Genomic DNA, 18,998 nt, shown 5'->3' with positions numbered 1-18,998 from the left:
GTCAGAGCGCCGTCGTACGCCCCAGCAGGTGCGGAGCACCCGACTTCGGGTTGACGAGGGCGAAGTCCCAGCCTGCCGGGTTCGCCTCGGCGCCGAAGCGCGCCTTGCCCGGGAGGAAGATCGGCTTCTTGAAGCCGACCTCCACCTTCACCTTGTCCGGCAGCCGGTTCTCGAGAGCCGCGATGCAGCGGGCCTTGCTCCACATGCCGTGCGCGATGTGGCGCGGGAACCCCAGTGCCTTGGCCGTGAGCGGGTAGAGGTGGATCGGGTTGCGGTCGCCCGACACCGCGCCGTAGGTGCGGCCGATGTTCTCCGGGATGCTCCAGACCGGGCCCTTGGCCTCGATCGCGGTGAACGACGTGCCGGGATCCCCGCTCTCCTTGTCGCCCTTGCCGACCCGGAGGTACGTCGAGACCGACTCCCAGACGACCTCGTCGTCGACGGTGCCGACCACGTTCATGTCCCACGCTCGACCCTTGGTGCTCGTGCGCAGGTTGTCTGCCCTGAGGGACAGCGACACGGTCTCGCCGATCGCGACGGGGCGGTGCTGGGTGATGGAGTTCTCCAGGTGCACCGAGCCGATCGCGGGGAAGGGGAACGACGCGTCGGTCATCAGCGCCATGTGGAGGGGGAACGCCAGCATGTGCAGGTAGGGGACCGGTGCCACGTCCTTGGTCGGGAAGCCGCAGACCGCCGCGTAACGGTCGACCTCCCGTCGCTCGACGACTACGTCGTTGCGCTCCAGGGTGAGGTCCGGCAGCGTGCGGCCGGTCTTCTTGATCCCGGGCAGCTGGTTCACGCCGGGGATCGCAGGGAGCGCCGCTTTCAGCATCACGGGGATGGCCATCTCAGGCACCCAGCATCATCTGGCCGCAGACCCGGACCACGTTGCCGTTGACCAGGCTGGAGGTCGGGTTGGCGTACCACGCGATGGTCTCGGCGACGTCGACCGGCAGTCCGCCCTGCGCCATCGCGTTGAGGCGCTGGCCGACCTCGCGGGTCGCGAACGGCACCGCGGCGGTCATCTGGGTGATGATGAAGCCGGGAGCGACGGCGTTGATGGTGATGCCGTCCTCGAGCTCGGCGGCGAGCCAGTCGACGAGACCGATGACGCCTGCCTTCGACGCCGCGTAGTTGGTCTGACCCACGTTGCCGGCGATGCCGGCGATGCTCGCGACACCGATGATCGAGCCGCCGGCGTTGACGATGCCCTGGTCGAGCAGCTCGCGGGTGATCCGCTCGGGAGCGGTCAGGTTGACCCCGAGGACCTGCGCCCAGCGGTCGCCCTTGTCGCTGGGCGCCATGTTGGCGAGCTTGCGGTCGCGGGTGATCCCGGCGTTGTGGACGACGACGTCGACCCCGCCGTGCTTCTCCTTGAGGTGGTGGGCGATCCGCTGCGGAGCGTCGTCGCCGCTGATGTCGACCGTCAGCCAGTCGCCGTCCAGCTCCTTCATCAGCGCCTGCAGCTCGCTCGCCGCCTGGGGCACGTCCAGGCCGACGACCTTCGCGCCGTCGCGGTGCAGGACGCGGGCGATCATCTCGCCGATGCCGCGGCTGGCGCCGGTGACGAGCGCGATCTTGCCGACGAGCGGCTGGGTGTGGTCGGCCACCTCGGTGACCTTCGCCTTGCCGTGCGCGCCGATTCTCACGACCTGCCCGGCGACGTACGCGGACTTGGGGGAGAGCAGGAACCCGAGCGTGCTGGTCACGCCCGCCTCGGCGCCCTCGGCAACGTAGACCAGCTGGACGGTGCTGCCCTTGCCGACCTCCTTGCCGAGGCTGCGGGTGAAGCCCTCGAGCGCGCGCTGGGCGACCCGCTCCGAGCCGCTGGCCAGCTCCGGCGGGGTGCCAATGACCACGACGCGACCGCACTCGTCGAGGCTGCGCAGGACCGGGGTGAAGAAGTCGCGCAGCGCGATCAGCGCGGACGAGTCCTTGAGGCCGGTCGCGTCGAACACGATGCCCTTGAGCCGCGCGCCCTCGCCGAAGGTCGGTGTCGACGCGATCCCGAGGAGGTCGAGCAGGCCCGGCAGGGACTCGACCAGTCGACCGGAGCCTCCGACCAGCACGGTGCCGTCGACGAGCGGGTCGCCGGCCGTGTAGCGCTCGAGCCTGGTCGGGTTGGGAAGTCCGAGATTCTTGACCAGCAGCTTGCCGATCGGGGACGAGACGAAGCCCTGGTACTTGTCACTCATGTCGGTGCAGTGCCTCCGCAGCGGTTGGATCGAGGTCCACGGGCCGAGCCCGCTCAGCGTCTATGTAACTAGATGTGTAACTCTGAGTCCACATTTCGTGACTTGGCCCTCAAACTGTTCTCTCGGCGGGCCTGAAGCATGAGGATAGGAAACATGGCTGACACTGCTCATTCCTCCGTACGCCGGGCCGCTGTCATCGGCGGCAACCGCATCCCGTTCGCCCGTTCCAACGGCGCCTACGCCACCGCCTCCAACCAGGAGATGCTGACGGCCGCGCTCGACGGCCTGGTGACCCGGTTCGGGCTCGAGGGTGAACGGATCGGCGAGGTCGCGGGCGGCGCGGTGCTCAAGCACAGCCGCGACTTCAACCTGGTCCGCGAGTCGGTGCTCGGCACCAAGCTCGCCGCGGAGACCGCCGCCATCGACCTCCAGCAGGCCTGCGGCACCGGCCTTCAGGCGATCAACTACATCGCCAACAAGATCAAGCTGGGCCAGCTCGACTCGGGCATCGGCGGCGGTGTGGACACGACGTCCGACGCGCCGATCGCGATCTCCGAGAAGCTCCGCAAGAAGCTCATCCAGCTCAACAACGCCCGGTCGACCAAGGACCGGCTCGCCGTTCTCGCCTCCATCCGCCCGGGCGACATCGGCCTCGCGATCCCGTCCAACGGGGAGCCGCGCACGAAGCTGTCGATGGGTGACCACCAGGCGCTGACCGCGCTCGAGTGGCAGATCGCCCGCGAGGCCCAGGACGAGCTCGCCGTCACGTCCCACCACAACCTCGCCCGGTCCTACGACGAGGGCTGGCAGGACGACCTGGTCACCCCGTTCCGGGGGCTCGAGCGCGACAACAACCTGCGCGCCGACTCATCGCTGGAGAAGCTCGCGACGCTCAAGCCGGTCTTCGGCAAGGGCGAGGCTGCCACCATGACGGCCGGCAACTCGACGCCGCTGACCGACGGCGCGTCCGCCGTGCTGCTGACCTCCGACGAGTGGGCCGAGGCGCACGGACTGACCCCGCTGGCCTACTTCGTCGACTCCGAGGTGGCCGCGGTCGACTTCGTCAACGGTCACGAGGGCCTGCTGATGGCGCCGGCGTACGCCGTGCCGCGGATGCTCGCCCGCCACGGCCTGACCCTCCAGGACTTCGACTTCTACGAGATCCACGAGGCCTTCGCGTCGCAGGTGCTGTCGACCCTCGCCGCGTGGGAGAGCCCGGTCTTCTGCAAGGAGCGCCTCGGCCTCGACGCGCCGCTCGGTTCGATCGACCGCCGCAAGCTCAACGTCAAGGGCTCCTCGCTCGCCGCGGGACACCCGTTCGCCGCGACCGGTGGCCGGATCGTGGCCAACACCGCGAAGCTGCTCGCCGAGAAGGGCTCCGGCCGGGCGCTGGTCTCGGTCTGCGCCGCCGGTGGTCAGGGCGTCGTCGCGATCATGGAGCGCTGACGGGTCACGCTCGTCGAGTAGCCCGAGCCGCTTGGCGAGGGCGTATCGAGACGCCCGCCGGTGGCGCCCGCGGTCTCAGCTGGCGCGGACTCCCCGCATCACCACTGCCAGCGCGGAGGACACGACGTACTCGCGGACCTGCTCGGCGGAGACCTGGCTGACCACCGGGACACCGGGCGCCGACTCGCTGACCAGGATCCCGAGACGAGCCAGGTGGAGGGCGCCCAGGCCGCTGGCGTACATGGTGTTCGCCATCACGACCGGGTCCGAGGTCATCGTGAAGTCTCCGGACTCGGTGCCCTCGGCCAGCACCTGCGACAGGATCGTCATGCACGAGGTGATGCCGCGCCCGAGGCGGAACAGCGCACCGTCGGAGATGTCGTCCAGCAGTTCGTCACCGGGGCGCACCATCAGCGACTGAGCGCAGTCGACGAACGCAGGATGCGCTACGCCGTAGTCGATGAAGGCGCCGACGACGGCGGCCAGCCGGTCGGGCGCCTCGGTGCTCGACGCCGCGGCGTCCTGCATCGCGTCGTGGAGCTCGTCGAGGTAGCCGACCAGGGTGAGCGCGAACAGCTCCTCCTTGCCGGTGAAGTGGCGGTAGACGATCGCCCGGTTGATGCCGACCGCGCCGGCGATCTCCTCGATCTGGACGTCGCGCACGCCGCGGGAGTCGAACAGCTCACGGGTGGCCGCGATGATCTGCTCCTTGCGCGCGCGGCGTCGAGCGGCCGCCGCCCTGCGTCGGCCGTCGGTCTGCGGTGCGCGAGTCGCCATGGGGAAACTGTACGGGACGTGCAACTCGGTGTTGCAACATCTAGCCGGTTCGGGTGGCGATCTGCCGCACGGTCTCGATCGTGTCGGCCTGGTCGGCGGTCTTGTCGTCGCGGTAGCGCACCACCCGCGCGAACCGCAGCGCGACGCCACCGGGATAGCGCGACGACCGCTGCAGCCCGTCGAACGCGATCTCGACGACCTGCTCCGGCCGGACGTGCACGGTCCAGTCGTCCTCGTGCGTCTTCAGCTCCTGGAACCGTTCGCACGGACCCCATTCGGACGCGGATGGAGGGTACCCGTCAGTAACAGGTTGCTGGTCGTGGGATACGGGCACCGAGGTTCTTGGGAAAGCCGACATTTCGTCGGCTCAGAGGAGGAGAAACTAATGAGGTATATCGCCATGGGTGCTGCTAGTGCAGCGCTCGCAGCGGCAGCGACGCTCGGATCGACCGCGTCGGCTCAGGCACAGCCCCCGATTGCGGTGGGCAACCTCGTCAACGTTCAGATCACGAACCTGCTGAACAACAACGAGGTCGCCGTCCAGATCCCGATCAACGCAGCGGCCAACATCTGCGTCGGCAACGTCACCGTAGCGATCATCGCGGAGGTCCTCGCAGGGGGCAGCCCGTTCGAGTGCACCTCGAAGAGCGGCAACCACGAGCTCGTCATCACGCAGTAGAAATCTCCTGGGAGTACGAGGCCCCCCGCTCGAGAGCGGGGGCTTCGTATGTCCGGGATCTGCCGCTGCGCGAAACCGCACGCTATTGCCGCCCTGCGTGCGCGCTCCTGCCTGGTGAGCGTGCGTGACAGACTTCCGTTATGGAGTCTCCCGCTCGTCGCGACTGGCTCAGGTTGGTCAGCCAGGTTGACTCCTGGGCACAGTCGGCTGTGCCAGGGGACGGTGGCTTCCTTGTGACTCTCGCTGATGGGCGAACCGTCGTCGTCGTCATGACGCCGGACGACCTGGACGATATGTACGTGGCCTTCGGGGTCTTCGATGACATCGCCGGCTACGTCATCAGATGCCTAGCAGCCATGCCTCCCGAGTATGAGTATCTCGTGTACCACCTGTACGACCTGGAACCCAGCCCCGACCGCGTACTGCCCTCGGAACCCGAGTTGCCCAATATGACGGGCGGCAGGTGGTTCGCCTACGACCCTCGCACCGGTCGCGAGACGCCGTTCGATTCGGACGACGACTTGAGAAACTGAGTTGGGCGCCGTCGGCGAGGTCAGCGTCCTCAGTCCGCCACGCACCGTCGTCGCGCAGGCGCGAAGCGGCGTCGAATGTGACAGTCAGGTCGCGCAGGATCGAACGTCTGTTCGCCTAGTCTGGTTCACATGGACTTCGTGCCGTTCGATGCGACTGAGGAAGAAGCGGAGCAGTGGGCCGTGCTGCGTGGCGGTGTCCCCAAGTCGATGCGACCTGCGCTGACGACGTGGATTCTGGGCACGTACCTGGACAGGGGATTCGCGAACGTCGAGTCGTTCCGGCGACTGGAGAACGCTCTGGACTTGGACTTCAACATCAGGCCGGAGTACACCGGGCTGATTGACGAGGCGAACTGCCGCAGCCTCTTGGAGCCATTGTCCGACCGGGATCTGCTACGGGTAGCCGACTACACAGTCTTCAAGCAGGGAAAGTACCGCGGGCGATCGAGCGCGCTTGAGACGATCCTAAAGACAGGCCGCTCCCGGTTCACTGTCGTCGATCACGGGGACTACGACCGGCTTGGCACACGTGTGCCTGAGGGTGTCCGCCTCGCGGCCGAGGAGGTGATGAGCGGCGACTCAACTGCCGGCACGCTTCTCAAGCGGGCGTGGGTGAAGGTTCACGATCTTGAGCCTGATGATGGTGGTGCGTACTGGAACGCCGTCAAGGCTGTGGAGTCGGCGGCGTTCCCTGCTCTCGGCATCTCCAACGAGAACGCCAACATCTCCCACGCGGTGCGTGCCATCGAAGCAAAGGGCGCTACCTGGCGACTGCCGTTCGTCCGAGAGCACACGGAATACCCGTCGCGGGACGTGCTGCTCGGTCTGCTCAAGTCTCTGTACCGGGGGCAGCGCGACCGGCACGGTAGTGAGGCGTACTCCGACGTGACCCACGACGAGGCTGAGGCCGCCGTCCTCATGGCGGTGACCCTTGTCGGCTGGTTCGCGGGTGGCTTGGTTCAGAAGCGCGACACAGGCACCTTCGGCTGAGTAGCCGTCAGGGGAGAAGCGATCTGAGGCTCTCGATCGTGTCAGCCTCGCCGGCAGTCTTGTCGTCGCGGTAGCGGACCACGCGAGCGAACCGCAGGGCGACGCCACCCGCATACCGGGTCGACCGCTGAACTCCATCGAACGCGATCTCGACCACCTGCTCTGGTCGCACGTGGACCACCTGACCGTCCCGGCTGACTTCGAGCTTGAGGAAGCGTTCCGTCTGCCAAGCCAACATCTCGTCGGTCATGCCCTTGAAAGTCTTCCCGACGTGCACCCAGCCAGTAGTATGTAACCCAGTTTCCTTGAAGGTCTTGCCCAGCATCACGAACCGCTCCGGGTAGTCGTCGTCGCGCGCGCCGAGGTGGATGTTGGACAACGTCCCGCGCCGTCGGCCGGAGCCCCACTCGACCGCGAGGACGACCAGGTCGAGGGTGTGCACCGGCTTGACCTTGATCCACGACGCGCCGCGCCGGCCGGCGGCGTACGGCGCTCCTGCTGCCTTGACCACGACCCCCTCGTGCCCGTCGGCGAGCACCTGCTCCGTGAACGACCGGGCGGCCGCCGGGTCCGTGCCGCGCCAGCGCGGCACCCGGTGTGCCTCGGGCACCAGGGCCTCAAGCGCTGCCCAGCGCTCGGTGGCCGGCAGGTCGAGCAGGTCGCGCCCGTCGAGGTGCAGCACGTCGAAGAAGTACGGCGTGACCACCGTGCTGCCGTCTGCGGCGGACGCCGTGCGGGAGGCAGTCTCCTGGAACGGCCGCGGCCGGCCGGTGGCGTCGAGCGCGAGCGCCTCGCCGTCGAGCACCAGCTCCTCGGCCGGGAGGGACCGCACCACCTCGACCACCTCGGGCAGTCGGTGGGTGATGTCGTCGAGACTGCGGGTCGCGACCAGCACCTCGTCGCCGCGACGGTGCACCTGGATCCGGATGCCGTCGAGCTTGGCGTCGACCGCCAGCGGGCCGTCGATCTTCGCCAGGGCCGCCTCCAGGTCGGGCGCGGACGACGCCAGCATCGGCTGGATCGGGCGTCCCACGGTCAGGCCGATCGCGGCCAGCGCGTCCGGTCCGGCGAACGCCGCGTCGACGACGTACGTCGCGCCGCCGGCGAGCATCGCCGCCCGCCGGACGTCGGCGACCGGGGCGCTCGCCGCCTGCGCGACCCCCTCGGTCATCACCGCTTCCAGTGCGCCCTGGCGGACGTTGCCGAGCGCCACCGCCCGCAGCCAATCCTGCTCGTCCGCGGTGGCCCGCCCGAACAGGTCGGCGACGGCGGCCGCTCGCGCGGCCACCGATCCGGTGCCGCCGAGCGAGCCGAGGTGCTCGAACGCCGCGTCGACCTCGTCGACGCCGAGCGACGGCGCGTCGGCCGGCTCGGGCAGGGTCTGCAGCCCGCGCCAGCCGAGCCCGGTGCGGCGCTGCCGGAGCCGGCCGCTGACGTAGTAGGCGACGAGCTCCCGTTGGCCCGGTTCGGTGCGGGCCAGCAGGTCGGCGATCAGCCCCGTCTTCTCCTTGCGCGACCGGGTGGCCGCGACCGCCGCAGAGGTCTCCACGACTTCGTTGAGCAGCACGTCGCCGACGGTACCGGGGGAGACCCCCAGTCCGGTCTGTGCCGACGGTGAGACGCCGGACAACCGCCACTAATGACCGCGTCAACCGCGGCCCGGCAGCGCGGCGCGTCGACTGCGACGCGCTCGCGCACATCAACCGCGACAGTCGCGGAGGCCATCGTGGAAAACCCGGCCGGCGAGGCGCAGGGAGCGAGGAACGAGCGACCGGAGCCGCAGCGTGGCCGGGCTTTCCGCGTGCCGACAGTGAGACGCCGGACAACCGCATCTGCTGACCGCGTCAACCGCGGCCCGGCAGCGTGGCGGAGCGAAGCGACGACACGCTCGGGCAATTCAGATCTGAGTGGCCTCGAGGACGGCCGCCGTGACGGCGCCGCGGATGACCATCTCGTAGACCTCGTCGAGGTCGTCGTCGACCTCACCGAAGTAGCCGGCGACCTCGAGCGAGACGAAGCCGTGGAGGGCGGCGAAGACAGCCATCCCGGTCGGCAACAGCCGCTCCTCGGGCAGCCCCGCCGATCGCACCATCACGCCGAGCGCCTCGATCGTGTCCGCGGCCGCGGCGAAGAACGCCTCGGGATCGATCGGCGGCCGGGTGATCGCCGCGTAGCGCTGCGGGTTGGACCGCGCGAACGCACGCAGCTCGTGGCTCAGCACCCGCAGCCCGTCGGCGCCCGCATGGCCCATCGCCGCCCGGCGCACGTGCTCGCCCAGCAACCGCATCGCGCGCACCTGGATCGACGCGCGGAGGTCCTCGAGGTTGGCCACGTGGTTGTAGAGGGACGAGACCCGGGTGTCGAGCTCGGCCGCGAGGAGGGTCATCGTGAGCGCGTCGTACCCCTCGCGGTCGACGAGGACCTCGGCCGCCTGCAGCACCGCCTCCTGGTCGAGTCGGGGACGGCGGGTGTCGGGAGCGGAAGTCACGCGGTCTCCTCCCGGATGTCTCTCGTAATGCAGCGAATGGGTTTCGTGTCGGGAGTAGAGCCTAGTGTCTGTTCTGTGGATCGGCCGGACGCGACGAGGAAGTGGCGTCCTGGCTGGCCGTGTCCGGTCCGCAACGTGCTGGCGCAGCAGCGGCGCGGAGCCGGTGACCCGACGATGCGGCTGGCTCCGCCGGGGGAGCGCGGGCCGCACTGGCGCGCGAGCCGGACACCGGAGGGGCCGGTCACCCTCGCGATCGAGTCGCGCGACTCGGCCGGTGAGGTGCGGGCCCAGGCCTGGGGCCCGGGAGCGGCCTGGGCACTCGACCAGCTGCCCGACCTGCTGGGCGCTGCCGACGACTGGACCGGGTTCGAGGCCCGGCACCCCGTCGTCGCAGAGGCGCGGCGTCGCTACCCGCACGTCCGCCTCGGCCGCACGGCCCGTCCGTTGGAGGCGTTGGTGCCCACGATCATCGAGCAGAAGGTCACCGGCAACGAGGCCTTCGCAGGCTTCCGTGCGCTGGTGCTGAAGTACGGCGCGCCCGCGCCGGGTCCGGCCGTCGGCCTCCACCTCCAGCCGGAGGCCGCCTCCCTGGCGCGCATCCCGTCGTGGGCATGGCTCGGGCTCCACATCGACCCCGCCCGGTCCCGGGCCGTGGTCACCGCGGCGCGGCACGCCGATGCGCTCGAGCGGATCGCCGCGCGGACGGGCGGCGCCGTCGACCTGGACCGCGCGATCCGCAGCCTTCCCGGTCTCGGGGTGTGGACGAGCGCCGAGGTGCGACAGCGCGCCCTCGGTGACCCCGACGCGGTCTCCTTCGGCGACTACCACGTAGCCAAGGACGTCGGATGGGCGTTGTTCGGCAGAGAGATCGATGACCGCGAGATGCACGCGGTTCTCGAGCCCTGGCGTCCGCACCGGGGCCGGGTCCCGCTGCTCCTCGGTGCCGCCCGGCTGCGGCGTCCGAGGCGGGGCCATCGCGCGTCACTCCGTGGACACCTGCCCACCGTGTGACGTTTTCCCGTGATATCTGTTACACCGAGCAACAGGCACTGCGCCTGAACATCGAGGCCGAGCGACAGGGGTGGCGCGTGGGACCGGCGAGGCTTCGGTGACGGCCATCACGCTCGGCGGGCGGGCGGTCCTCGACAACCTCTACGGCCGGACGAAGGCCGGGATCAAGACGACCGGGGACCTGGTGATCCTGTCGGCGGAGTCGGTGCGGTTCATCGCGACCGACATCCTCGCCCGCCGCTTCTCCTGGCCCGAGTTCCTGCTCCAGTGCTGGTTCATGACCCGGGTCTCGCTGCTCCCCACGATCCTGGTGTCCATCCCGTTCGGCGTCATCACCTCGGTCCAGATCGGCGCCGCGGCCAACCAGATCGGCGCCCAGTCGTTCATCGGTGCGGTCAACGGCATCGGCATCCTCCGTCAGGGCGCGCCGCTGGTGACGTCCCTGATGATCGCCGGCGCCGTCGGGTCCGCGATCTGCTCCGACCTCGGCGCCCGGACCGTGCGCGAGGAGACCGACGCGCTGATGGTCATGGGCATCTCGCCGGTCCAGCGCCTGGTCGCACCGCGGGTCCTGGCAGCACTCCTGATCTCGATGCTGCTCACCGTCATCGTCGCGATGTCGGCCATGATCACCGCCTTCGCGCTCGTCGTCGGCACGGGGCAGATCTCCTCGGGCACCTACCTCGACTCCTTCGTCGGGCTCGCCCAGCCCACGGATCTCTACCTCGCCGAGCTCAAGGCGCTGATCTTCGGGTTCATCGCGGTGATCGTCGCCGCGCACAAGGGTCTGCAGGCCCGGGCGGGCCCGAAGGCGGTCGCGGACGCCGTCAACCAGGCGGTGGTCCTCAGCGTGATCCTGCTCGCCGTCGTCAACGTCGGCATCACGCAGGCCTACGTGATGCTCGTCCCGCAGGGGATGGTGTGAGCCATGGCTAACGTCCAACCACGGGGGCGGGGAGCCGGCGAGCGGTTCTCCGACAGCCTGGTCGGTGCCACCGATTCGGTGATGAACGCGCTCGCCGTCATCGGCCACTTCGCGTCGTTCTCCCTGGAGGTCGTCAGGGGCGTGCCCTCGACGCTGGCGCTGTACCCGCGCGAGATGCTCCGCCAGCTCAAGGACATCGCGTGGGGCAGCGGCGCGATCCTCGTCGGTGGCGGGACGGTGGGCGTCATGATCCTGCTGTCGATCGCGGCCGGAACGTCGATCGGCATCGAGGGCTTCAACGGTCTCGAGATCGTCGGTCTGGCCCCTCTGACCGGGTTCATCTCCGCAAGCGCCAACACCCGCGAGCTGGCGCCCCTCATCGCGGCACTGGCGCTCGGCGCCCAGGTCGGCTGCCGGTTCACGGCCCAGATCGGGTCGATGAAGATCTACGAGGAGATCGACGCGCTCGAGGTGATGGCGGTCAACCCGATGCGCTACGTCGTCACCACCCGCGTGATCGCCTGCATGCTCGCCATCCTGCCGCTGTACCTGATCGGTCTGATCGGGAGCTACGCCGCGTCGCAGATGTCGGTCGTGATCCTCTTCCACCAGTCCCCGGGCCAGTACGACCACTACTTCTCGACCTTCATCCAGGGCCGCGACGTGTTCCTGTCGGTGGTCAAGATCCTGATCTTCGCGTTCACGATCGCCCTCATCCACTGTTGGTACGGCATGAAGGTGGGGGGTGGCCCGCAGTCCGTGGGCGAGGCCACCGGCGCGGCGATCCGCGCCAGCATCGTGTCCATCGTCATCCTCGACATGGTCCTGACCCTGGTCTTCTGGGGCGGCGACCCCGGCTTCCGGATCTCGGGGTGAGGTGACCGGATGCCCAGGGACCTTCCCCGTCACACCCTCGCCCGGCGCGGGGTGATCGTGCTGGTGGCGCTGGCGTTCATCGGCAGCCTGATCTCGCTCAGGAGCAACGGCACCTTCGGCTCCGAGCCGCACGTGTCGGCCGTCGTCGCCGACGCCGGCGGAGCCCTGCGCAAGGGCTCCGACGTGAAGATGGGCGGCGTCCTCGTCGGGAAGGTCAGCTCGGTCGAGCGCGACGTCACCGGCGGCGTCCTCATCGACATGGAGATGTCCGAGGAGGATCTCGAGCACGTGCCCGCCAACGTGGTCGCGCGGGTCCTGCCGGCAACCGTGTTCGGTACGACGTTCGTCGATCTGGTCGTTCACGGAAGACCGTCGGAGGAAAGCCTCGAACCGGGAGCCGACGTGAAGGCCGACCGGACGCAGGACACCCTGGAGTTCCAGCAGGCGCTCGACGACATCGACCGGCTGGTCAACGCGCTCGGCCCTGGCGAGCTCGCCTCGGCGATCGGCTCCGCCTCGCAGGCGCTGGAGGGCCGCGGTGATCAGCTGGCGGCGACCGTGAGCACGCTGAGCTCCTACCTGGGTCGGCTCAACCCGCGGATGCCCGCGGTGCGCGAGGACCTCCGGGCGCTGGCGACGACGGTCGGCGTGATCGACGAGGTGGCGCCCGACCTGCTCGACGCCACCGAGGACGCCCTGGTGTTCACCAACAGCCTCATCAACCAGGAGGCGGCGATCACCTCGCTGATCACCGGCGGCACCGAGCTGGCCGGGACCTCGACCGAGTTCCTGTCCCGGAACCAGCAGCGCCTGGTGCGGTGGATCCGCGGGATGGGCGGCTTCGTCGACATCCTCTACGACAACCGGCGGGCGGGCATCACCGACGCGATGACCCTCAACATCATCCTGGGCAACAAGCTCCCGACGGTCGTCAAAGAGGGATTCCTGCAGGCCGACTCCCTCCTGGACACCGACCTCCCCCCGTACTACGGGAGCAGAGACCGGCCGTCGTACGCCAGCTTCGGCTCGATGGTCGGAGGTCACCCGTGACCGGGATCAGGGTCGTCGCCGCCAAGGTCGCGGTGTTCGCGCTCGCCGCCATCCTGTTGCTGATCCTGCTCGTCAACACGATGGCCAACGGGGTGTCCGGCGACACCAACGAGTTCACGGCGGAGTTCGCGGACGTCAGCGGCCTCCGGGTCGGCGACGACGTCAAGGCCGCTGGAGTCCGGGTCGGCCAGGTGACCGGCATCGAGGCCACCGACGAGGGCGCGACGGTGGACTTCGTGCTCGTCGACGAGCAGAAGCTCTACGACACGACCAAGATCATCATGCGCTACCAGAACCTGCTGGGGCAGCGCTACCTCCAGCTCCGCCAGGAGGGTGCGCGCGGCGACGAGCTCGAGGACGGCGCCGAGATCCCGATGGCGGTCGACTCCGGTCCGCCCGGTGACCGGTGGCGGACGGATCCGGGCTTCGACCTGACCGAGCTCCTCAACGGATTCCGGCCACTGTTCGAGATCCTCCAGCCGAGCGACGTCAACGAGCTGGCGACCTCCATCATCAAGGTGCTCCAGGGCGAGGGCGGCACGATCGAGGGTCTGCTGCGGCAGACCGCCGAGCTGACGAGCTTCGTCGCTGACCGGGACGAGGTGATCGGCGAGGTGATGACGAACCTCACGCCGGTGCTCGAGAACCTCGCCGGGCAGGGCGGCGAGCTCCGAGCCACCGTCGTCGAGCTCAGGGACCTGATGACCGGGCTGGCCCGGGACCGGAAGGCGATCGGCGCGTCCATCGACGGCATCAGCCAGCTGGTCGGGGCGACCAGCGACCTGCTCCGCGACGCGAAGGTGCCGATGACGCGGACCAGCGACCGGCTCGCGACCGTCGCCGCGATGTTCAAGGAGTCACGCGGAGACCTCGAGGACTCGCTGGAGGCGTTCGGCACCATCTTCGAGTCCCTTGGTCGCGCCGGGTCCTACGAGAACGCGCTCAACATCTACGCGTGCACGTTTGCGCTCGCCCTCGGCGACGAGCTGATCAACCCGGCGGGCGGGCACGGCCCGTGGTCGGAGGTCTGCCGATGAAGCCGATGAACGCCCGTGACCCGTTCAAGACCGGGCTGGTCGCGATCGCTCTCATGGGGGTGGTCGGCGCCGCCGTGATCTTCTTCAGCGTCGCCAGCTTCGGCACGAACAGCTACACCGCCGTCCTCGAGCACACCGGAGGCCTCCGCGTCGGCGAGGACGTGCAGGTGCACGGCGTCAGCAAGGGCGAGGTCTCCAGCATCGAGCTCGAGGACGACCGCGTCCTGGTGCGCTTCGTGCTCGACAGCGAGATCGAGCTGGGCTCGCGCACGGTGGCGACCGTCAAGGTCGCCACCCTCCTCGGCAGCCACTACCTCGAGGTCGATCCGGCCGGGTCGGGGGAGCTCACCGATGCCACGATCCCGATCGACCGTACGTCCGTCCCCTACAACCTCCAGGACGTCCTGGAGAGCGGCGCCGAGGCGCTCGACGAGCTCGACCCCGAGCTGCTGGCCGAGGCGCTGACCCAGACGGCCAGCACCCTCGGCGCGACCCAGGACGAGGTCCGACCCGCCCTCGAAGGGGTGGCCAGGCTCTCCGAGATGATCGCGTCGCGCTCGGACCAGACGGGTCAGCTCCTCACCGCCGCCCGTAGTGTCACCGACCAGCTTGCGACGAGCAGCAAGGACATCGTCGCGATGATGAGGCAGACCAACCTGGTGCTCACCGAGGTCACGTCCCGTCGGCAGGCGATCCACCGGCTGCTGGTCGAGACGACCGAGCTGGCCCGGGCACTCCGTGCGATCGTCGAGTCGACCCGCGGCAAGCTGGCGCCGGGCCTCCGCGACCTCAACGACGTGATCGCCTTCCTCAACGAGCAGGACGACCAGCTGCTGCACGTGCTGGACGTGATGGCTCCGGCGGTCCGCTACGTCGCCAACGCCAGCGGGAACGGTCCGTGGGTCGACCTGTTCACCCCGTACGCCCTGCCGGCGGACGACGCCAGGTGCCGGTTGCGGGGTGACTGCTGATGACCGGTCGGGGCAACGAGCGGGTGACCGTGACGGTCGTCGACGACGCCACGCGCGGTGGCGCGCCCGGTCTCGCGAGGCCTGTGCGTCTCGCGCTGCTGGCCGTCGTGCTGATGATGGCATCGGCGTGCAGCGCCCTGCCCGGTTCCAGCGGAGGCCGGATGGAGGTCGTCGCCTACTTCGAGGACTCCGCGGGCCTGTTCGTCGGCAACGACGTCGGCATCCTCGGCGTGCCGGTCGGTGAGATCACCTCGATCGACCCCGACGGTGAGCAGGTCAAGGTGACGATGGAGATCGACGACGACCACCAGGTCCCTGCCGACGCCGGTGCCGTCGTGGTCGCCCGGTCGGTGGCGACCGACCGCTACGTCGAGCTGACCCCGGTCTACTCCAAGGGCCCGACCCTCGAGGACGGCGACGAGATCCCGATCGACCGCACCCGCGCCCCGGTGGACTTCGACCAGGTCCTGGCCTCGCTCAACGACTTCGCGACGGGGATCGCAAGCTCGAAGAAGGCCACGAAGGCGATCGAGCGGTTCGTCGACCAGGGCACCGAGGCGCTCAGGGGCAACGGGCCGCTGATCAACCAGACGATCCACGCCCTGCAGGAGGGCGTCAGCGGCATCCATGCCCAGCGCGGCAGCATCACATCCACCCTGCGATCCCTGGACGTGCTGCTCGCCGCGGTCTCGGCCAACGAGTCGACGGCGCGGGAGTTCATCCGCCGGGTGACCGAGGCCGCCGACCTGCTGGCCGACGAGCGGGAGAACTTCGCCACCGCGCTGCGCTCGCTGGACGACGCCGTGACGGTCGTCGCGGAGTTCGCCGTCGACAACCGCGACCAGATCGTCGAGGCCGTCAACGGGTCGACGCGGCTGATGCGCACCATCCTGCAGAAACAGCGCAACCTGACCGAGATCCTCCGGGTCATGCCGCTCACCCTCCAGAACCTCCAGCGGGCTCGCATCGGCGACCGGATCCCCGTGACGTTCGACCCGGTCGTCCTGACCCCGTTGGGCAAGACGATCAACCAGGTCTGCGACCGGTTGCCTCCGGCTATCTGTCAGCTGTTCGGGACCGACCCGCTCGGAGGCAACTGATGAGCCGCCGCGCCATCCGGGCCGCCGCGGCTGCCGCCGCGACCACTGTCGTGCTGTGCGCCGCGACCGGATGCTCGACCACCATGCGCGACCTGCCGATCCCCGGCACGGGGGTGTCGGGCGACACGATCGAGATCAAGGCGAAGTTCGACGAGGCGCTCAACCTCGCCGAGGGCGCACCCGTCAAGGTCAACGGTGTCGACAGCGGCAAGGTCACCTCGATCACCATCGACGACTACACGGCGGTCGTCACGATGGACATCCGCACCGACGCCGAGCTGCACGAGGGCGCCACCGCCCGGCTTCGCTACACCACACCGCTGGGGGAGCTCTTCGTCGACGTGACCAACCCGGCCGAAGGTGAGGAGATCGAGGAAGGAACGATCCTGACCCTCAAGGAGACCGAGACGGCTCCGACGGTCGAGGACGCACTCGCGCAGGCGTCGCTGCTCATCAACGGCGGGGGGCTCGACCAGCTGCAGACCATCACCGAGGAGCTCAACACCGCTCTCGGCGGCAACGAGGACGACCTGCGGCTGCTGCTGGACCAGGCGGCGACGTTCCTCACCCAGGCGAACGCCACGACGGCGAGCATCGACGCCGTCCTCACCTCGCTTAACTCGCTGTCGGGCACGCTGAGCGACCGGGAGCAGGTCATCAACCGGGCGATGAAGGAGATCCGGCCCGCAGCGGCGGTGCTGCGCCGGGCGACCCCGGAGCTGACGGCGCTGCTGAAGGCGGTCGAGCGGTTCTCGTCGGCGGCGAACGACACCGTCACCGCCACCCGGTCGCAGCTGTTCGCGCTGCTCGCGGAGACCGAGCCGGTGCTCGCGGAGCTCGCGTCCAACCGGAAGCGGTTCGGCTACATGATGCAGCGGCTCGTTAAGGCGGCCGGTGCCCTCCGCGAGGTCGTCCCCGGTGACTACGCGTCGATCTCCATCGACCTCCACCTCGACCGGATCCAGGCCGGCAACCTGCCGGCGCTCCAGGGTCTGCTCGACCTGATCGGCATCACGGCCCCGATCGCTGACGTGATCGACGAGCTCGGGCTCGGCGACCTGCTCGGCGGCGGCCTCCTCCCGCGCCAGGCCACCACGGATCCCGGCTCGTCGTCCGACACCACCCCACCCGGTGGCCGCGGCGGCCGGGAACGTCCACCCCACCTGCTGTCGCTCGACGGCATGCTCGGTGGCGTGCTCGGGGGAGGGGGCTGACATGACGAGCGTGCGCAGCATCCTCAGCGACCGCCTCTACCTCAGCGCGGTCGGCATCGTCGTGGTGTTCCTGATCGCGGTCGCCTACCTTTTCGCCGCGGTTCTCGACCAGCCGCTGACGTCGCGACCGGTCAACGTCGACGTCGAGCTCGAGCAGACCGGCGGCCTGTTCGAAGGGTCCGCGGTCACCTACCGCGGCATCAAGGTCGGCAAGGTGACCACGATCGTGCCCACCGACGAGGGCGTCCTCGCCAGCATCCGCATCAACGCGGGTACGGACATCCCCAAGGACTCGCTCGCCCGCGTGCGCAGCCTGTCGCCGGTCGGCGAGCAGTACCTCGACTTCCAGCCGGACTCGCCCGACGGCCCCTTCCTGGAGAGTGGCGACACCGTCGCGGCCGAGTCGACGGACCTGCCGGAGAGCCTGAGCGAGACGGTGGTCGCGGTCAACGACGTGCTCCGCCAGATCGACGACAAGAAGCTCCGGGTCGTGCTCCGCGAGCTCAGCACAGCGCTGGCCGGCACCGGCGACGACATCGGGAGGATCCTCGACCAGGGCACGGACCTGCTCGCTACCCTCGACGAGGTGTGGCCCGAGACCGACCGCGTGATCACCAACGCCGGCACCGTCCTCCGGATCGTCAGCGACAACGAGGGCAGCCTGCGCGTCCTCGGCAACCGGGCCAAGCAGTTCGCGGCGTTCCTGCGCAGCTACGAGCCCGAGTGGCAGCAGGTCCTCGACCGGACCCCCGGCCAGATCGAGGACCTGAAGGCGCTGATCCGCGACGCCGAGGACGTGCTCCCCGGTTTCCTCGACACGGGAGTGAGCTTCACCGACATCGCGATGGCCTACGAGCCGCACCTGCGGACCCTGCTGCGGGAGTACGCGCCCGGTATCGGAGCGTTGGCCTCCGCCATCAGGAACGAGCGCATCAATCTCCACCTGATCCCTGTCCGCACCGCCCGGTGCGACTACGGCACGACTCGGCGCGACGGCTTCGACCCGGAGCGTCACGCCTTCCAGACCGACGGCCGGTGCGCGGCCTCGTTCGCCCGCCTCCAACGCGGCGCCGCGCACGCTCCTGGACCGGTCCGATGAGCGTCACGAGGGTGGAGACCACCGCCGAGGATCACCAGCAGCGCGAGAAGGTCTTGCGGCTGGTCATCCTCATGCTCGTCGGCGCGCTCGTCGCGACCCTGGCGGCCGTGGTCTGGTTGGTCCAGGGCAACAACAGCCTCCAGGACGACCTGGACCAGGCCGAGGCCGACGTCGCGTCGTACGCCGAGGGACCCGATGCGCTCGCCGCCGCCGAGAAGGCTCTCGGCGAGATCATCTCGTACGACTACCGCGATCTCGACGACGAGTTCGACTGGACCCAGCACTTCGCGGGCGAGCTGCGCACGCAGTACGAGGACGACCTCGTCCCCACGTTCCGCAAGGTGATCCGGCGGTTTCGGATGACCGCCGAGGGTGAGGTCGCGGAGTCCGCCTACGACATCGTCGACAGCGGAACGGTCCAGGTGATCGCGTTCGTGAGGCAGAGCCTCTCCAACGAGGACAACCGCAAGGGCGTCCTGGACGAGCAGTGGACCTCGCTCACGATGGTCCGCGACGGTGACACCTGGCTGATCGAGATGATCACGCCACTGAACGTCCCGCCACCGTCGTCGTGATGCGGTGACCCGCGGGTCGCACCGCCACCTCA

At 69.2% G+C, this 18,998-nt stretch carries 20 protein-coding genes; 14 read left to right on the top strand and 6 right to left on the bottom strand.

Translation table 11 applies throughout. The features are described from left to right. Position 1: 1 nt before the first annotated feature. On the bottom strand, positions 2-847 hold the full coding sequence (locus SHK19_RS13000) for a MaoC family dehydratase (protein WP_322455607.1): 846 nt from the start codon (positions 845-847) through the stop codon (positions 2-4). Position 848: 1 nt separating this feature from the next. Next, the gene (locus SHK19_RS12995) at positions 849-2,195 is read right to left on the bottom strand and encodes a 3-oxoacyl-ACP reductase (protein WP_322936472.1); all 1,347 of its coding nucleotides are present in this window, start codon (positions 2,193-2,195) and stop codon (positions 849-851) included. A 153-nt stretch (positions 2,196-2,348) separates the two neighbouring features. Here SHK19_RS12995 and SHK19_RS12990 point away from each other — a divergent pair, with 153 nt between their 5' ends. After that, the gene (locus SHK19_RS12990; protein ID WP_322936471.1) at positions 2,349-3,641 is read left to right on the top strand and encodes an acetyl-CoA C-acetyltransferase; all 1,293 of its coding nucleotides are present in this window, start codon (positions 2,349-2,351) and stop codon (positions 3,639-3,641) included. Between the two features lie 75 nt (positions 3,642-3,716). On the opposite strand, the gene SHK19_RS12985 is transcribed toward SHK19_RS12990, so the two are convergent. Next, positions 3,717-4,418: a TetR/AcrR family transcriptional regulator gene (locus tag SHK19_RS12985; protein WP_322936470.1), complete on the bottom strand. Its 702-nt coding sequence runs from the start codon at positions 4,416-4,418 to the stop codon at positions 3,717-3,719. A gap of 40 nt (positions 4,419-4,458) precedes the next feature. Next, on the bottom strand, positions 4,459-4,776 hold the full coding sequence (locus tag SHK19_RS12980) for an ATP dependent DNA ligase (protein WP_322936469.1): 318 nt from the start codon (positions 4,774-4,776) through the stop codon (positions 4,459-4,461). 42 nt (positions 4,777-4,818) lie between these two features. On the opposite strand from SHK19_RS12980, the gene SHK19_RS12975 reads away from it, so the two are divergent. The 3 genes from SHK19_RS12975 (at position 4,819) to SHK19_RS12965 (ending at position 6,620) form a co-directional block, all read left to right on the top strand. Beyond that, positions 4,819-5,097 carry a hypothetical protein gene (locus SHK19_RS12975; RefSeq protein ID WP_322936468.1) on the top strand — a complete coding sequence of 93 codons (279 nt, stop codon included), beginning with the start codon at positions 4,819-4,821 and terminating at the stop codon, positions 5,095-5,097. Between the two features lie 140 nt (positions 5,098-5,237). Beyond that, positions 5,238-5,630: a hypothetical protein gene (locus SHK19_RS12970; protein ID WP_322936467.1), complete on the top strand. Its 393-nt coding sequence runs from the start codon at positions 5,238-5,240 to the stop codon at positions 5,628-5,630. 129 nt (positions 5,631-5,759) lie between these two features. Then, entirely contained in the window at positions 5,760-6,620 is an 861-nt protein-coding gene (locus tag SHK19_RS12965; protein WP_322936466.1) for a hypothetical protein, read from the top strand. Positions 6,621-6,627: 7 nt separating this feature from the next. On the opposite strand, the gene SHK19_RS12960 is transcribed toward SHK19_RS12965, so the two are convergent. Next, positions 6,628-8,187 (bottom strand): ATP-dependent DNA ligase, encoded by a 1,560-nt coding sequence (locus SHK19_RS12960; RefSeq protein WP_322936465.1) that lies wholly within the window; start codon positions 8,185-8,187, stop codon positions 6,628-6,630. 330 nt (positions 8,188-8,517) lie between these two features. Further along, the gene (locus SHK19_RS12955; RefSeq protein ID WP_322455381.1) at positions 8,518-9,108 is read right to left on the bottom strand and encodes a TetR/AcrR family transcriptional regulator; all 591 of its coding nucleotides are present in this window, start codon (positions 9,106-9,108) and stop codon (positions 8,518-8,520) included. 75 nt (positions 9,109-9,183) lie between these two features. Here SHK19_RS12955 and SHK19_RS12950 point away from each other — a divergent pair, with 75 nt between their 5' ends. From SHK19_RS12950 to SHK19_RS12905, 10 genes are all read left to right on the top strand, one after another. Continuing rightward, positions 9,184-10,119, top strand: coding sequence for a DNA-3-methyladenine glycosylase family protein (locus tag SHK19_RS12950; protein WP_322936464.1), 936 nt, complete (start codon positions 9,184-9,186; stop codon positions 10,117-10,119). Positions 10,120-10,216: 97 nt separating this feature from the next. Continuing rightward, the gene (locus tag SHK19_RS12945) at positions 10,217-11,044 is read left to right on the top strand and encodes an MlaE family ABC transporter permease (protein ID WP_322936463.1); all 828 of its coding nucleotides are present in this window, start codon (positions 10,217-10,219) and stop codon (positions 11,042-11,044) included. A 3-nt stretch (positions 11,045-11,047) separates the two neighbouring features. After that, positions 11,048-11,920 (top strand): MlaE family ABC transporter permease, encoded by an 873-nt coding sequence (locus SHK19_RS12940; protein WP_322455378.1) that lies wholly within the window; start codon positions 11,048-11,050, stop codon positions 11,918-11,920. A 9-nt stretch (positions 11,921-11,929) separates the two neighbouring features. Further along, positions 11,930-12,970: an MCE family protein gene (locus SHK19_RS12935; protein WP_322936462.1), complete on the top strand. Its 1,041-nt coding sequence runs from the start codon at positions 11,930-11,932 to the stop codon at positions 12,968-12,970. Then, a complete protein-coding gene (locus tag SHK19_RS12930; RefSeq protein ID WP_322455376.1) occupies positions 12,967-14,007 on the top strand; it encodes an MCE family protein in 1,041 nt (346 codons plus the stop codon). Before SHK19_RS12935 ends, SHK19_RS12930 begins: the two co-directional genes overlap by 4 nt. Further along, on the top strand, positions 14,004-14,978 hold the full coding sequence (locus tag SHK19_RS12925; protein WP_322936461.1) for an MCE family protein: 975 nt from the start codon (positions 14,004-14,006) through the stop codon (positions 14,976-14,978). The genes SHK19_RS12930 and SHK19_RS12925 overlap by 4 nt, the downstream gene beginning before the upstream one ends. Beyond that, positions 14,978-16,078 carry an MCE family protein gene (locus SHK19_RS12920; protein ID WP_322936460.1) on the top strand — a complete coding sequence of 367 codons (1,101 nt, stop codon included), beginning with the start codon at positions 14,978-14,980 and terminating at the stop codon, positions 16,076-16,078. Before SHK19_RS12925 ends, SHK19_RS12920 begins: the two co-directional genes overlap by 1 nt. Then, the gene (locus SHK19_RS12915) at positions 16,078-17,292 is read left to right on the top strand and encodes an MCE family protein (RefSeq protein ID WP_322455373.1); all 1,215 of its coding nucleotides are present in this window, start codon (positions 16,078-16,080) and stop codon (positions 17,290-17,292) included. The genes SHK19_RS12920 and SHK19_RS12915 overlap by 1 nt, the downstream gene beginning before the upstream one ends. A gap of 1 nt (position 17,293) precedes the next feature. Further along, positions 17,294-18,391 carry an MlaD family protein gene (locus SHK19_RS12910; protein WP_322455372.1) on the top strand — a complete coding sequence of 366 codons (1,098 nt, stop codon included), beginning with the start codon at positions 17,294-17,296 and terminating at the stop codon, positions 18,389-18,391. After that, complete coding sequence (locus SHK19_RS12905; protein ID WP_322936459.1) at positions 18,388-18,966, top strand: hypothetical protein; 579 nt, start codon at positions 18,388-18,390, stop codon at positions 18,964-18,966. Before SHK19_RS12910 ends, SHK19_RS12905 begins: the two co-directional genes overlap by 4 nt. The last annotated feature ends 32 nt before the right edge of the window (positions 18,967-18,998 follow it).

The sequence above is a fragment of the Nocardioides bizhenqiangii genome (assembly GCF_034661235.1).
Lineage (GTDB): Bacteria > Actinomycetota > Actinomycetes > Propionibacteriales > Nocardioidaceae > Nocardioides > Nocardioides bizhenqiangii.
Note: the sequence above shows the minus strand (reverse complement) of the source record. Positions and strands in the feature narration are given on the sequence as shown.

Excerpts from the sequence above, each read along its gene's own strand:
- SHK19_RS13000 (WP_322455607.1), bottom strand. The coding sequence starts at position 847 with ATGGCCATCCCCGTGATGCTGAAAGCGGCGCTCCCTGCGATCCCCGGC.
- SHK19_RS12995 (WP_322936472.1), bottom strand. The coding sequence starts at position 2,195 with ATGAGTGACAAGTACCAGGGCTTCGTCTCGTCCCCGATCGGCAAGCTG.
- SHK19_RS12990 (WP_322936471.1), top strand. The coding sequence starts at position 2,349 with ATGGCTGACACTGCTCATTCCTCCGTACGCCGGGCCGCTGTCATCGGC.
- SHK19_RS12985 (WP_322936470.1), bottom strand. The coding sequence starts at position 4,418 with ATGGCGACTCGCGCACCGCAGACCGACGGCCGACGCAGGGCGGCGGCC.
- SHK19_RS12980 (WP_322936469.1), bottom strand. The coding sequence starts at position 4,776 with ATGTCGGCTTTCCCAAGAACCTCGGTGCCCGTATCCCACGACCAGCAA.
- SHK19_RS12975 (WP_322936468.1), top strand. The coding sequence starts at position 4,819 with ATGGGTGCTGCTAGTGCAGCGCTCGCAGCGGCAGCGACGCTCGGATCG.
- SHK19_RS12970 (WP_322936467.1), top strand. The coding sequence starts at position 5,238 with ATGGAGTCTCCCGCTCGTCGCGACTGGCTCAGGTTGGTCAGCCAGGTT.
- SHK19_RS12965 (WP_322936466.1), top strand. The coding sequence starts at position 5,760 with ATGGACTTCGTGCCGTTCGATGCGACTGAGGAAGAAGCGGAGCAGTGG.
- SHK19_RS12940 (WP_322455378.1), top strand. The coding sequence starts at position 11,048 with ATGGCTAACGTCCAACCACGGGGGCGGGGAGCCGGCGAGCGGTTCTCC.
- SHK19_RS12935 (WP_322936462.1), top strand. The coding sequence starts at position 11,930 with ATGCCCAGGGACCTTCCCCGTCACACCCTCGCCCGGCGCGGGGTGATC.
- SHK19_RS12925 (WP_322936461.1), top strand. The coding sequence starts at position 14,004 with ATGAAGCCGATGAACGCCCGTGACCCGTTCAAGACCGGGCTGGTCGCG.
- SHK19_RS12920 (WP_322936460.1), top strand. The coding sequence starts at position 14,978 with ATGACCGGTCGGGGCAACGAGCGGGTGACCGTGACGGTCGTCGACGAC.
- SHK19_RS12915 (WP_322455373.1), top strand. The coding sequence starts at position 16,078 with ATGAGCCGCCGCGCCATCCGGGCCGCCGCGGCTGCCGCCGCGACCACT.
- SHK19_RS12910 (WP_322455372.1), top strand. The coding sequence starts at position 17,294 with ATGACGAGCGTGCGCAGCATCCTCAGCGACCGCCTCTACCTCAGCGCG.
- SHK19_RS12905 (WP_322936459.1), top strand. The coding sequence starts at position 18,388 with ATGAGCGTCACGAGGGTGGAGACCACCGCCGAGGATCACCAGCAGCGC.